This window comes from Bradyrhizobium sp. RD5-C2 (assembly GCF_019972155.1).
GTDB lineage: Bacteria > Pseudomonadota > Alphaproteobacteria > Rhizobiales > Xanthobacteraceae > Bradyrhizobium.
In genome coordinates this window covers 273,205-286,445 of the sequence record NZ_BOVL01000012.1, presented here as the reverse complement: position 1 = coordinate 286,445, position 13,241 = coordinate 273,205, and the positions used below count along the sequence as shown (strand labels likewise).

The 13,241-nt window shown below is 66.4% G+C and carries 14 protein-coding genes; 2 read left to right on the top strand and 12 right to left on the bottom strand.

Annotated elements, in window-relative coordinates; translation table 11 throughout:
- Positions 1-130: 130 nt before the first annotated feature.
- Positions 131-823 carry a response regulator transcription factor gene (locus tag BraRD5C2_RS15610; RefSeq protein ID WP_021075850.1) on the top strand — a complete coding sequence of 231 codons (693 nt, stop codon included), beginning with the start codon at positions 131-133 and terminating at the stop codon, positions 821-823.
- A gap of 307 nt (positions 824-1,130) precedes the next feature.
- Positions 1,131-2,183, top strand: coding sequence for a sensor histidine kinase (locus BraRD5C2_RS15605; RefSeq protein WP_463671634.1), 1,053 nt, complete (start codon positions 1,131-1,133; stop codon positions 2,181-2,183).
- Positions 2,184-2,381: 198 nt separating this feature from the next.
- On the opposite strand, the gene BraRD5C2_RS15600 is transcribed toward BraRD5C2_RS15605, so the two are convergent.
- From BraRD5C2_RS15600 to BraRD5C2_RS15545, 12 genes are read right to left on the bottom strand one after another with little or no spacing between them, the layout of a single operon-like run.
- The gene (locus tag BraRD5C2_RS15600) at positions 2,382-3,008 is read right to left on the bottom strand and encodes an FMN-dependent NADH-azoreductase (RefSeq protein WP_223969596.1); all 627 of its coding nucleotides are present in this window, start codon (positions 3,006-3,008) and stop codon (positions 2,382-2,384) included.
- A 12-nt stretch (positions 3,009-3,020) separates the two neighbouring features.
- A complete protein-coding gene (locus BraRD5C2_RS15595; protein WP_223969595.1) occupies positions 3,021-4,595 on the bottom strand; it encodes an isochorismatase family protein in 1,575 nt (524 codons plus the stop codon).
- Positions 4,596-4,612: 17 nt separating this feature from the next.
- Entirely contained in the window at positions 4,613-5,461 is an 849-nt protein-coding gene (locus tag BraRD5C2_RS15590) for an MBL fold metallo-hydrolase (RefSeq protein ID WP_092124404.1), read from the bottom strand.
- Between the two features lie 51 nt (positions 5,462-5,512).
- Positions 5,513-6,403 carry an amidohydrolase family protein gene (locus BraRD5C2_RS15585; RefSeq protein ID WP_223969594.1) on the bottom strand — a complete coding sequence of 297 codons (891 nt, stop codon included), beginning with the start codon at positions 6,401-6,403 and terminating at the stop codon, positions 5,513-5,515.
- Complete coding sequence (locus BraRD5C2_RS15580; RefSeq protein ID WP_223969593.1) at positions 6,400-7,518, bottom strand: vWA domain-containing protein; 1,119 nt, start codon at positions 7,516-7,518, stop codon at positions 6,400-6,402. The genes BraRD5C2_RS15585 and BraRD5C2_RS15580 overlap by 4 nt, the downstream gene beginning before the upstream one ends.
- Positions 7,515-8,396 (bottom strand): AAA family ATPase, encoded by an 882-nt coding sequence (locus tag BraRD5C2_RS15575; RefSeq protein WP_223969592.1) that lies wholly within the window; start codon positions 8,394-8,396, stop codon positions 7,515-7,517. Before BraRD5C2_RS15575 ends, BraRD5C2_RS15580 begins: the two co-directional genes overlap by 4 nt.
- A gap of 9 nt (positions 8,397-8,405) precedes the next feature.
- Positions 8,406-9,428 (bottom strand): xanthine dehydrogenase family protein molybdopterin-binding subunit, encoded by a 1,023-nt coding sequence (locus BraRD5C2_RS15570; RefSeq protein WP_223969591.1) that lies wholly within the window; start codon positions 9,426-9,428, stop codon positions 8,406-8,408.
- Between the two features lie 2 nt (positions 9,429-9,430).
- The gene (locus tag BraRD5C2_RS15565; RefSeq protein ID WP_223969590.1) at positions 9,431-11,020 is read right to left on the bottom strand and encodes a xanthine dehydrogenase family protein molybdopterin-binding subunit; all 1,590 of its coding nucleotides are present in this window, start codon (positions 11,018-11,020) and stop codon (positions 9,431-9,433) included.
- Between the two features lie 12 nt (positions 11,021-11,032).
- Positions 11,033-11,512: a (2Fe-2S)-binding protein gene (locus tag BraRD5C2_RS15560; RefSeq protein WP_223969589.1), complete on the bottom strand. Its 480-nt coding sequence runs from the start codon at positions 11,510-11,512 to the stop codon at positions 11,033-11,035.
- Between the two features lie 6 nt (positions 11,513-11,518).
- Positions 11,519-12,337 carry an FAD binding domain-containing protein gene (locus BraRD5C2_RS15555; protein ID WP_223969588.1) on the bottom strand — a complete coding sequence of 273 codons (819 nt, stop codon included), beginning with the start codon at positions 12,335-12,337 and terminating at the stop codon, positions 11,519-11,521.
- Between the two features lie 14 nt (positions 12,338-12,351).
- Positions 12,352-12,795, bottom strand: a complete 444-nt coding sequence (locus BraRD5C2_RS15550; protein WP_223969587.1) for an SRPBCC family protein — start codon at positions 12,793-12,795, stop codon at positions 12,352-12,354.
- A 3-nt stretch (positions 12,796-12,798) separates the two neighbouring features.
- Positions 12,799-13,236 (bottom strand): SRPBCC family protein, encoded by a 438-nt coding sequence (locus tag BraRD5C2_RS15545; RefSeq protein WP_092124412.1) that lies wholly within the window; start codon positions 13,234-13,236, stop codon positions 12,799-12,801.
- Between the last annotated feature and the right edge of the window lie 5 nt (positions 13,237-13,241).

The following is a 13,241-nucleotide window of genomic DNA, read 5'->3' as shown; positions in this document are numbered from 1 at the left end:
ACCGTTGTCGCGGTCGTCGCCAGGCGTTCCATCCAGCCCCGGAATGGGATAGTCTGGCGGCGACCGTTGCGGGGCACTCGGAGAGTTTGAGAACTCGGGGAGTTCAGGACAACTCGGAGAGTTCAAGAACATGACCGGAGCTCACCGCCGCATTCTCGTCGTCGAGGACGATCCGGAAACCGCCGGTCAACTCGTCGAGGAACTCACCACCAGCGGCTATGACGTGGATCTGGCGGCGAACGGCCGCGAGGCGCTGAGCCAGGGGGCGGCGCGGGACTATGCCGTGATCACGATCGATCGCATGCTGCCCGACATCGACGGCATCACGGTGATGCGCCAGATGCGCGACGACGGCATCGCGGTGCCGTTCCTGATCATCAGCGCGCTCGGCGAGGTCGATGATCGCGTGCGCGGCCTGCGCGCCGGCGGCGACGACTATCTGGTCAAGCCGTTTTCCTTTGTCGAGCTGCTGGCACGGCTGGAGGCGCTCGGCCGCCGCAGCGAGACCGTTGCCAAGGAGACCATCCTGCGGGTCGGCGATCTCGCGGTCGATCTGATCGCGCGGACGGCAAGCCGCCGCGGCCGCAAGATTCCGCTGCTGCCGAAGGAATTTCAGCTGCTCGAATATCTCGCGCGCAACGAAGGCCGGGTGGTGTCGCGCGCCATGCTGCTCCAGCACGTCTGGGATCTGCACTTCGATCCCTCGACCAACATCATCGATGTCTATGTCGGCCGGGTGCGCCGCAAGGTCGACGACCAGCAAGCCTATCCGCTGATTCACACGATCCGCGGCATCGGGTACTGCCTCCGTGCTCCTGGCTAAGACCCTCAGGTCGTCGACGTTTCGCCTGGCGTTGATCGCCATCGGTACGTTCGGCCTCATCGTGTCCGTGATCTTCGCCTATGTCTACGGGTCGACGCTGTCCTATGTGCGCGACAGGTCCGACCGCGCCATCATGACCGAGCAGGCAAACCTCGACGATGCCTATGCGCGATCCGGCCGCGATGGCCTGATCGCGTTGATCGCGCAACGCGTCGCGAACAAGGGTCTCGCCGATCAGGTTTATCTGCTGGTCGGCCCGGGATCCGTCGTGCTCGCGGGAAATCTCACGCAATGGCCGGCAGATACCATTGGAGATGGATGGACGGAATTTCGAACCTCGCTGCCAGCGCTGCCTTCGGGAACCGCGCTGGTGCGCGCCGTGGCGAAGACCCTACCAGGCGGCGATCGGTTGCTGGTCGGCCGCGACATCAGCGATCTCGACGGCTTCATGGCGCAGATCAGGGCCGCGGGCATCGCGGTCGTCGTGCTGATCATCGGCCTTGCGGCTGCCGCCAGCATCGGGGTCACACGGCGAACGGTCGGCCGGATCGAGTCGATCAATGCGACCAGCCGCGCCATCATGCTCTCCGGCCTCGACCAGCGCATCCCGCTCCATGGCAGTCATGACGAATGGGATCGCGTCGCCGAGAATCTCAACCTGATGCTGGATCGCATCCAGACCCTGATGGGCGACGTCAAGCAGGTCAGCGAGAATATCGCGCACGACCTGCGCACGCCGCTGACCCGGATGCGCGGCCGGCTCGAAAAGGCCTATCACGCCCCGCGCAACGGCGAGGGCGATGCGGCGCTGATCGGCGACACGATTGCCGATCTCGACGCGGTGCTCGGGATGTTCGCATCGATCACGCGGATTTCCGAGATCGAGACGCGGGCCCGCAAGGGCGCGTTTCGCACCGTCAATCTGGTCGAGATCGCCGGTGAGGTGGTCGAGCTCTACGACGCCGCCGCTGAAGAGGTCACCACCCACCTCGACCTTGCCGGCGATCCGGCGGTATTGGTCACCGGCGATCGCGACCTCTTGTTCGACGCAATCGCCAATCTCGTCGACAACGCCATCAAGCATGGCCGTCCGGGCGGACGGGTGACCGTGACCTGCGACAACGACGAAAGTGAAGCGGTGATTTCGGTTGCCGATGACGGCCCCGGCATTCCGGCCGAACAGCACGATCGCGTTTTCAAGCGCTTCTACCGGCTCGAGCAAAGCCGCTACACGCCAGGCAACGGCCTCGGCCTCAGTCTGGTCGCGGCGGTCGCAAGCCTGCACGGCGCGCGTATCGAACTGCGCGACAACGCGCCGGGACTGCTGTGCAGGCTCGTGTTTCCGCCGACGGAAACGTAGGTGTTAGCGCTGTCGCGAGAATGCGGACACATGGCTCACGACTCCGTTCACACACTCGCCGTCGTCCTGGCGAAGGCCAGGACCCATTACCCCGAATGGCAATTGTTGTGCAGCGCTGGGGCCACGGTCTCATTCACAATCAAATGCGGTGGTTATGGGTCCTGGCTTTCGCAGGGACGACGATATGGTGAGAGCAGGTCAAAACCGCCCCGCCATCTCCGCGAGCCGGCGGTGCGCGGCCTCGCGGGCGGCATGGATCGGCTCCGCAGGTCCGGTGGTCGGACCGATCGGCACGAAGCGGACGTCGCCGATGCCGATGAAGCGCAGCGCTTCGCGCAGATAGGGCGTTGCCATGTCGATGCGGCCGCGGTTCATGCCGGTGACGAAGTCGCTGCCGCTGGCGATGATCACGACCGTCGGACGGTCCTTGAGCAGCGGCAGATAACCTAACGCCGGATCGAAGCGGAAGGTCAGGCCGGGCTGGATGATGACGTCGAGCCACTGCTTGAGCTTGTAGGGAATGGAAAAATTCCACATCGGCGTCGAGATCAGTACGCGGTCGGCCAGCGACAGCCGCAGCGCCAGCCGCTCCGCCATCGCAAAGGCGTCGTGTTGCGAATTGGTGAAGGTCTTGCCGCCGATCCGGGCGTATTTTGCCTCGAGCAGATAGCCCTCGAACTCCGGCAACGGCTCGCGCCAGAGATTCATCGCGTCGATTTCCCAATCCGGCCGCATCTCGCGGAAGCGATCGAGAAAGACGCGCGCGCCGGCTGCCGATTCCGAATCGGCGCGGGGAGAGCAGGCGACGTGAAGCAGCTTTGGCAATGCGTCCGCCTCTCAGCCGAGCGCCTTGATGACGGTGTCGGCGTTGGTCACGACGGAGACGTTCTGCAGCGCGAAATTGATCGCAGCGTTGTGCCAGTCGGCATTCATGGTCGAGCAGCAATCCTCCGGCACGATCATGAAATAGCCCTTGTCGGCGCCGGTGCGCGCGGTGTGCTCGACCGACATGTTGGTCCAGGCCCCGGTGTTGATGATCATGTCGCGGCCGGTCGCTTTCAGGATGGTCTCGAGCCGCGTGCCTTCCCAGGCGCTCATCCGCATCTTCTCGACCACGAAGTCGCCCGGACGCGGTTCGAGACCGGAGACCGGCGCGGCGCCCCAGCTGCCGCGCACCATTGCCTTGCTGTCGACCAGCCCTTCGAACAGCGGCGCGTTCAGTGTCACGCCCGGCGCGCCCGGCTCGACCACGAACCAGACATGGATGATGGCGACGCCGCGTGCCCGTGCGGCCTCGGCGACGCGGCGGACATTCTCGACGACATGCTGCTGTCGCGCGTGCGCAGGGGCACCGGACTCGGCGAAGGCACCGCCGTCCATGATGACGTCGTTCTGCATGTCCTGGATGATCATCGCGCAGCGCTGCGGATTGATCTGCATCTCGCCCGCGGCGAGATTGGGCGCCGGCGTGGAAGACGATACGGCGCTGGCGCTGCCGCGCTTGCCGGTCAAATAGGGCTCGTTGCGCGGGCCGACCTTGGTCGGGATCGCGTAGACCGAATGGGTCGCGGTCAGGTAGAGCGTGCGGAAATCGGCGCCGCCCCAGGCGAGGTTGGCGACGAGTTCGGACAGGCGGACCTTGCCGAGCAGATCGCCGGCGGGCGAATAGACCCACACGCCGCCCGGCGCGGTGACCCAGACATTGCCGCGTTGGTCGCACTTCATGCCGTCGGGCAGGCCGGGCTCAAGCTCCGAGCGGATGCCGGAGGCGAACACGCGCGGATTGCCGAGCGAGCCGTCGGCGCCGACGTCGAAGGCGCGGATCAGCGCCTGCACGGTGTCGTTGACATAGAGGATGCGCTCGTCGGGCGAGAAGCACAGCCCGTTCGGCTGCTCGAACAGATAGCGGTCGACGAGCAGTTCCGGCGCGCCGCCGCCGGGCGGCACGCGATAGACGCCCTGGAAGCCGAGCTGGCGCGGCCGCTCGACGCCATAGACCGGCATCCGGCCATACCAGGGGTCGGAGAAATAGATCGCGCCGGAGGAATGGACGCAGACGTCGTTCGGACTGTTGAGCTCCTGGTTCTCATAATGCGAGGCCAGCACCTCGCGCCGCCCGTCGGGCCGCTCGCGGATCAGCGAAGAGGTCGCATGCTCGCAGACAATCAGGTTGAGATCGGCATCATAGGTCATGCCGTTGCATTTGTTCGACGGACGCTTGATCTCGACCACGCCGCGCCGCGCATCCCAGCGCCGTCGCACGTCGCCGGGCATGTCGGAGAACAGCAGGAAGTGATCGACCGGATGCCAGATCGGTCCCTCCGTGAAATCGAAGCCGGTGCCGACCTGGCCGACCGGTGCATACGGATCGATCAGGTCTTCGAACTCCGCGCGTAGCGTGACATGCGTCATCGCATCCGTCCTCGCTGTTACGCTGGAAACCAGCTGCGTTGCGGCAGGCTTTGCACGACGGGCCCGGGCACCTGGTCGTGCAGGCGGCCGACCACCATGCCGCCCTCGATCTTCGCCGGGCGATCGTGCACCGGCAACAGATAGCGCGAGCTCGACAGCAGCTTCTTGATCGCGGCCTTCTCGGCACGCTTGCTGGTCCCATGGTTGCCAGTGGTGCGCGGCTCGGCGTCCTGGATCTCGTTGAAGGGCGTGACGATCTGGTCGTTGAAGTCATAGATCACGTCGCCGCAGATCGTGGCGATGCCGTCGGCGGTGTGGACGTGGATGTTCATCGAGCCCTCGGTATGAGCGTTGGCGGCATCGCAATAGACGCCGGGCATCAGCTCGACCGGACCGGTGATTTCGAGGTCGAGGAAACGCAGCGCGCTCTTGGTGTGCAGGCGGTCGATCAAATGCTTGATGTCGGGTGCGGGATATTGCGGGTGCATCAGGCCGGAGACCGAGTATTCCAGCTCCTTGCGGTTGACGACGACGGTCGTGTTCATCGGGAACAGGTCGTCCTTGCCGGCATGGTCGATGTGCAGATGGGTGTGGCAGACGAAACGGACGTCGCCCATCCGCACGCCGTGACGGGCGAGCTGGTTTTCGATCATGTTCTCGTGGAACTGGAGACCGCGCATACCGAGCGTCTCCATGATCTGGTTGGAGCGGTAGCCGGTATCAACCAGCACGGGGTAGGGGCCGCCGAGGATCAGAAAGCCGAGCGTCAGCACGCGGCGGGTGCGGCCGCAATTGTGCCCGAGCACGAGGAAGCTCGATTCCAGCTCGATATCGCCATAGTCCAGGATCTTGATCTCCAACGGCATCTTTCTCCCTCCCAATTCGTGTTCGTCGTTGTGTCCGTGCTCGCGGCGCTGCTATGGCCCGAGCCGATAGACCCGCGCCGCCGTCGTGCTGAAGATCGCCTCGCGCTGCTCGCGGCTGAGCCGTTCGGCGGCTGCCTTGAAGGCGTCGATGAGATCGCGGTAGCTGGTCCACAGCTTCTCGATCGGAAAGTTCGAGCCGAACAGGCAGCGGTCCGCGCCGAAGATCGCGACCGTGTCGATCACGACGCCGGCGATATGCGCTGCATCGTTGCGGTGGATGAAGGTGCCGAGCCCGGACAGCTTGGACACGACGTTGGGGCACTGCGCGAGCCGCGCCATGCCGGCGCGCCAGCCGGCGCGGCCCTGCGGCGACAGATCCTCCAGCATACCAGCGTGTTGCAGGATGAACGTCACGTCGGGGCAGGCTGCGGCGAGACCGGCGGCATCGGCCATCTGCGGCGCGAACACCTGCAGGTCGAAGCTCCAGCCGTAATCGGCGAGATGGCCGACATTGCGCCGGATGACCGGATCGGTGCAGAGATCGGGACGGGCCGCGAAGCGATAGAGCGGGTTTTCGTGCCAGTGCAGCTGCATGCGCACGCCGCGCACCAGCGGATAACGCTTCAACCGATCAAGCTGTGGCCGGACGTCGTCGACGGAGAAGTCCGCATAGGCGACGAGTGCGTGCGGCCAGCCGTGCTGATCGGCGGTCTGCTGCACCCAGGCCGCCTCGTCCTCGAACTGGCCGTTCGGCCAGTTGGTCTGGACATAGACCGAGCGGGTAACGCCGGTGCCCTTGAGGTCGTCGAGATATTCCTCGATCGGATAATCGCGGCGGATCGGCTCGTAGGGGCCGAAGATACGCGGCTGCATCGGGCCGGACAGCCAGGCGAGATCGGCCTGACGCCAGATGTGATGATGCCCGTCGACAATGCCGGTCACGCAGCTCTCCTTGTTGCAAGTGACAGCAGATGCGCGACAATAGCCGCGCTCGATCCGCCGTCCACGAGATCATCGACGAAGCGCTGGATCGCGATCAGCGCCTCGGTTTGCGGCTTGAAGCCGGGCGAGCTCGCCAGCGGCGTCAGCCAGCTCACCCGCCAGGCCCGGCGCGACAGTTTTGCGACGGCATCGCGTAGCGCGGCCGGATCGCCGCGTTCGAGGCCGTCGGAGACGATCACGACGGCGGCGCCGCGGGCATATCCGCCGAACCGCGGCACGGCGAGGAAGGCCTGCAGCGCGTCGCCGATGCGGGTGCCGCCGTCCCAGTCGCTGACCAGGAAGGAGGCCGCGTTCAGCGCCTGCTCGCGTCGCTTCAGCCGCAGCGCCGGGGTGACGCGGGTCAACCGCGTGCCGAAGGTGAAGACCTCGACATTGCCGGCCGCCTGCACCAGCCCATGCGCCAGTCGCATGTTCTCCTCGGTGCGCGCCTTCATCGAGCCGGAGACGTCGATCAGGAGCAGGATTTTCCGCGGACGCTGGCGGCGGCGCATCCGTCCGAGCCGCAGCACCTCGCCGTCGTTGCGAACGCTGTCACGCAGGGTGCGGCGCAGGTCAGCAAACGGGCCGCTCCTCGCGCGTCGTCGCCGGTGGCCGCGGCGCCGCGGCAGCCGTTTTGCCGCCTCGCGCGACAATCGGCGCAGCGGATCGCTGGTTGCGGTCTGCGCAAAGCGGCGCTCGACCAGCGCCTCGGCGCGCGCCGCGGCAAGGCCGGACTCATTGGCCTCGCCGGCAAGCGGCGGCTCGTCCTCGCCTCGGCCTTCCTCCTGCAGGCGGACGGTTTCCTCGTCTTCGCCCTCGGACTGCTCGATCGCATCAGCGCCGCGGAAATGGATGTCGAACAGCCGGTCATATGTCGCGCGGCGCTCCGGCGGCGGCGCCAGCGTGGCAAGCCCGGCCCGGCGGATGTGCGCCAGGCTGCGCGGCCCGAGCAGTTCGATCGCGGCGAGGAAGCTCGTCGTCTGCTCCGGCGCGACCAGGAAGCCGTTGGCGCGCAACAGCGCGACAAAGGTGACGAAGACCTGCGCGGCGCGGGGCAGTTTGAGATCGTCGCTCACGCGGCTGCCTCCGCGATGATCGCATCGAGCCGGGGTGAAATGAAGTGCAGGTCCTCCTCGTCCTTCAGCGCGACGCCGATCGAGCGCTTGAAGGCATCCGGCCAGCGTGCGCCGCCTTTGTTGAGCAAGGTCGCGGCCTCGGCCCAGTCGACCGCTTCGGCAATGCCCGGCGCCTTGCTCAGCGGCTCGCGACGAAGCCGGCCCACAGCCGCGACCACGGCACGGGCGGTGGCTTCCGCGACGCTGGAGGCGCGCATCATCACGATGCGGGCCTCCCGCTCGGCATTCGGATAATCGATCCAGTGATAGACGCAGCGCCGCCGCAACGCTTCGTGCAGGTCGCGCGTCCGGTTCGAGGTCAGCACGACGACCGGATGCTCGGCGGCGCGGATGGTGCCGCGCTCGGGGATCGAGATCTGGAAGTCGGAGAGGAATTCGAGCAGGAACGCCTCAAACTCTTGGTCAGCGCGGTCGATTTCGTCGATCAGCAGCACAGTCGCGTCGGGCGCGCGCAGCGCCGCCAGCATCGGGCGCTCGATCAGGAACGACTCGCCGTAGATGTCGATGCTCTCTTCGCCGGCTTGCCGGATCGCCAGCATCTGGCGCGGATAGTTCCATTCGTACAGCGCGGCGGCGGCGTCGATGCCCTCATAGCATTGCAGGCGGATCAGCCGCCGGCCGAGCACGGCGGCGATCGCCTTCGCGGCCTCGGTCTTTCCGACACCCGGCGCGCCCTCCAGCAGCAGCGGCTTGCCGAGCGCGAGCGAGAGATAGGACGCCGTCGCGATGCCGTCGTCGGCGAGGTAATAGGCGGCGCGCAGCGCTTTCTGCAGCGCCTCGGGGCTGTCGATGCCGACGATGTTGCTGCGGACCGGCATGAAGTGACCTCAGCGCCGCGGTTGCGGCCGCGCGCCGCCCTGCGCCCGAATCGCGCGGAGCACTTTTTCCGGCGTGATCGGCAGATCGTCGATCCGCACCCCGACCGCATTGAAGATCGCGTTTGCAACGGCAGGCAGCACCGGATTGGCGCACATCTCGCCCGGTCCCTTGGCGCCGAACGGGCCGTCGGGCGCCGGGCGTTCCAGTACCGCGATGTCGTGCGGGCAAATGTCGCCCGGTCCCGGCATCAGATATTCGACGAAATCGCGCGGGCCGTGCACCGGCTCCGGATAATACGGCTCCGGCGTCTCGTAGAGCGCGTGGCTGACGCCCATCCAGGCGCCGCCGACCAGCTGCTGCTCGACCAGCCGCGGATTGAGCGCGCGGCCGAGCTCGTAGGCGGAATCCATCCTGACCATGTCGACCTCGCCGGTCTCGTCGTCGACCTCGACCTCGGCCACCAGGCAGGCATGCGCATAACATGTCGCCGGCGACATCTCGCCGGTTTCAGGGTCGACGTCGGAAAGCGGCACCAGGAAGATGCCGCGGCCGGAGATCGTCTTGCCCTGCTTGAACTGCGCGGCGATCGCGACGTCCTTGGTCGAGATCGAGCGGTGCGGTGCGCCCTTGACGTGGATATTGCCGCGGCCGTCGGTCTCGAGATCGGCGGCGTTCACTTCCAACTCCTCAGCGGCCGCCTCCATCATCACGCCGCGCGCTTCCCGCGCCGCCGCGATCACGGCGTTGCCGACGCGATGGGTGCCGCGCGAGGCGAACGAGCCCATGCAGTGCGGGCCGGTGTCGGAATCAGCAGTGTCGACATAGACGTCCTCGACCGGCACGCCGAGCGTCTCCGCGCAGATCTGCCGCGTCACCGACTTCATGCCCTGACCGAGATCGATCGAGGACAGTGCCACGGTGAACTTGCCGCTCGGGTTGGAATGCACCAACGCCTGGCTCGGATCGCCGCCGAGATTCATGCCGATGGGATAGTTGACCGACGCGATGCCGCGTCCGCGGTGCCTTGTCATGGTCAGCGCCTCCTGGTGCCGAAGACGGAAGAGAAGCGGGTGGCGCCGTGCGACGGCGCGCTCGGCCGCGGCGGCGGAGGTGATGTTGGCAGTGAGGGAGGCGGTGGTGGTGGCTCGCGGGTCGCAGCGGGCGCGCGGTCATACGTTGTGCGCTGCTGGATCGGTGCGGCCGCCGGCGCATGCGTCTCGCGCGGCGTCAGCGTCACGGCGGCACGGATCCCGCCACCATCCTTGCGCGACGACATCCGCTTGAACTCCTCGCGGATCGGCCATTTCGCCTTCTCGGCTGCGACCTGCACGCATTCGATCAGCGCGGTGTTCTTGGCCTCACGGCGATGGGCCTTCATGTCGCCGTCGCGATACGCATTGAGAATCCTGAACTCCATCGGGTCCATGCCGACGAGATGGGCGAGCTTGTCCATCTGGCATTCGATGGCGAAATCCATCGCCGTGACGCCGAAGCCGCGCATCGCGGTGGCGGGCGTGCGGTTGGTGAAGACGCAGTAGACGTCGCCATGGACGTTCGGGATCGTGTAGGGGCCGGGCAGATGCGCGGCGCATTTTACCGCCGCGTAGCTCGACAGCCGCGTATAGGCGCCGCTGTCGAAATAGGCGCGCACCTTGCGGGCGACGACGCGGCCGTCCCGCATCACGCCATCCTTGATGTAGATGCGCTCAGCACCGCGCGGCGGGCCGTATTGCATCTCCTCCTCGCGCCCGAACACGTAGCGCACCGGACGCCCGGTCAGCATCGCACCGAGGATGCAAAGCGGCTCGGTCAGCGTATCGACCTTGCCGCCGAACCCGCCGCCGACCGTGCCGCCGATGAAGTGGAAGGTGTTGGAGGGCACGTCGAGGATCTTGGCGCAGGTGTCGACCGAGAAGAACAGCGCCTGCGTCGAGGTGTAGACGATGTAGCGGCCGTTGGTGTCAGGTGCTGCGATCGATCCGTTGGTCTCGGTCGGCGCATGCTCGATCGGTGACATCTGGTAGCGCTGCTCCAGCACATGATCGGCCGAGGCCAGGGCGCGGTCGGCGTCGCCGAAGCGGAGCTGCTGGCGATCATAGGTCTCGTGATAGGTGAAGGTGTTCTTGGGATAGACCTCGTTCACCACGGGCGCGCCGGGTTTCAGGGCGTCCTCGACATCGAACACCGCCGGCAGCGGCTCATAGTCGATCTTCACCTTGGTAATGGCCTCAAAGGCCTCGCGCGGGCTGTCGGCGACGATCGCGACGATCGGCTCGCCCTTGTAGCGCACCTTGTCGACCGCGAGCGATGGCTCGTCGTCCTTGCCGAAATTGATCAGGCTGAGCAGCGTGTTCAAATTGTGCGGCACGTCGGAGGCGCGGATCACGCGCCGCACGCCCTGCGACCGCTCGGCTTCGGAGGTATCGATGCGGCGCAGTCGTGCGTGAGAGTGGGCGCTGCGGACCACCTTCAGGTGCAGCATGCCCTGTAGCTTGTGGTCGTCGAAATAGGGCGAGGTGCCGGTGACATGGCCGAGCATGTCCTGGCGCTGCGTGCCCTTGCCGATTTCTTTCAGATTGTCGTCGCGCTCGTCGGCGAAGAGGTCCTTGCGCAATTCCAGCATGGCATTGTTTCCTTAGGCGCGGGCCCGGCCGCCGGATGCGGCTGCCAGCACGGCGTTGATGATCGGCTCATAGCCGGTGCAGCGGCAGATATTGCCGGAGATTGCCTCGACGACCTCGGCGCGGCTCGGCTGCGGATTGCGGTCGAGCAGTGCTTTCGCGGCCATCAGCATGCCCGGCGTGCAATAGCCGCACTGCGCGGCGAAATTGTCGGCGAAGGCGCGTTGCAGCGGGTGGAGATTGGGGCCGTCCTTGATGCCGTCGAGCGTCTCGACCGAACGGCCGGCGACCGTCTCGGCGAGCGTCAGGCAGGAGAGATGCAGTTCGCCGTCGATCAGCACGCTGCAGGTGCCGCAGCCGCCCTGGCCACAGCCGAATTTCGGCGTCATGTCGCCGATCAGCTCGCGCAGCGCGACCAGGAGGTTGGTGCCGCCGTCGACGAAGATCGCGACGTCGCGGCCGTTATGCTGGAATTGGAGAGGGGTCTTGGTCATGACGATCTATTCCTGACCGGACAACAGGCGCCGGAGGTGCACGCCGACGATCTCGCGGCGATACCAGGCGCTGGCGAGCGCATTGTCGCCGGGGGAGGTTCCTTCGACCGCCGCCGCGGCGGCTGCGTTGATGGTGGAGGCGTCGAGCGCGCGGCCTTCCAGCGCGCGCTCGGCGGCGCGGGCGCGGATCGGCGTCGGCGCCATCGAGCCGAGCGCGACGCGGGCGCCGACGATCCGGCTGCCGTTGACCGGCAGATGGGCCGCGAGCGTGATCACCGCGCCGCCCTTCGGCTTGATCCGCGCAATCTTGCGGTAGCGGAAGGCCTCAGTGCTGCCGGGCTTGGCAAAGGAGATCGCGAGCACCAGCGTGCCGGCCTGCCGGTCGCGCGATTGCAGAAATTCCTCGATTCCGATCTCGCGGCCGCCGAGCCCGCCCTGCACCGACACGACGGCGTCGAGCGCGAGCATCGCGACCGTGAAGTCGCCATACGGCACCGGCGCGAACAGATTGCCGCCGACCGTGCCCATGTTGCGCACCGCCGGTCCGCCGATCGAGCGGGCAGGGGCGTGCAGGAAGCCGAGATCGCGCTCGGCCAGGATCCGCGCGAAGGTAACGCCGGCGCCGAGCACGACTCGCGCGCCGGACGCGTCGATCCTTGTCATCGCCTGGTCGCTGGCGCGGACGACGGTCGAGATCGAGATGTCGCCCTCGTTCAGCGCTCGCATCACTAGGGTGCCGCCGCCGAGATAGCGGGCGCTGCGATCCGACGACAGCGCCGCCGCCGCCTCGTTGGTGCTGGTGAAGGTCTTCACCGTGACTGGCATGATGTCCTTCCCGCTTACGCGGCCTCCTTCAGATGCCGACGGATGGCGTCGAAGCCGGCCTGGTAGATGTCTTCCGAAACCATCTGCGTGATGCGATCCCTGTCTTCTGTCCGCGTCATGAAGCGCGATTCCCAGTGCCAGAAGGTGCGGTCGCCGTCGGTGACCGGCAACAGGCGAACATGCGCTACGTAGTTGAACATCGGGACTGGCGTATCGAGCAGGCAGTAGCTGAACGATTGTTCAAGATCGGATAGCGCCAGCAGCTGCTCGCGCAGCTCGGAGCCATCCTTCAGCTTGAAGCGCCTGACACAGCCGATCTTGTCGGATGGCTGCGCGCGCTCGATGCCGCTGGTCGCCACCGCCGGATGCCAGCGGTCATGGCCATTGAAATCGCGCAGCACGGCCCACACCGTATCGGTCGGTGCATCCAGGATCGTGCTCTTGACGATATGCGGCACGGCCTATCCCCCGAATGCCCGCTTCAGCGCGTCGAACCCGCCCTGGAACACGCCGCCGCCGATATTGTTGACAAGCTCGGCCTCGCGCTCCGGCGCGCAGTCGAACTCGGCCGTCCATTCCATGAAGGTCTGATCGCCGTCGGTGACCGGCGTCAGCCGCAGCGTCGCGACGTAGTTCTCGACGCCCATCGGCGATTCCAGGATCGAGTAAGTGCAGAACATGTCGTAGTCGGACAGCCCGAGCAGCTTCTCCCGGATACGATCGCCGTTGCGCAGGCGAAAATCCCTGACGCAGCCGATCTTGTCCGAGGGCTCGCCGCCTTCGATGCGGCTTTCGGCGATCGCGGGATGCCAGTTCGGCAGCCCGTTGAAATCGCGCACGCGAGCCCAGACCCGGTCGTTGCGGGCATTGACGACGGTGGAGACGTAAACCCGTGCCATGTTGC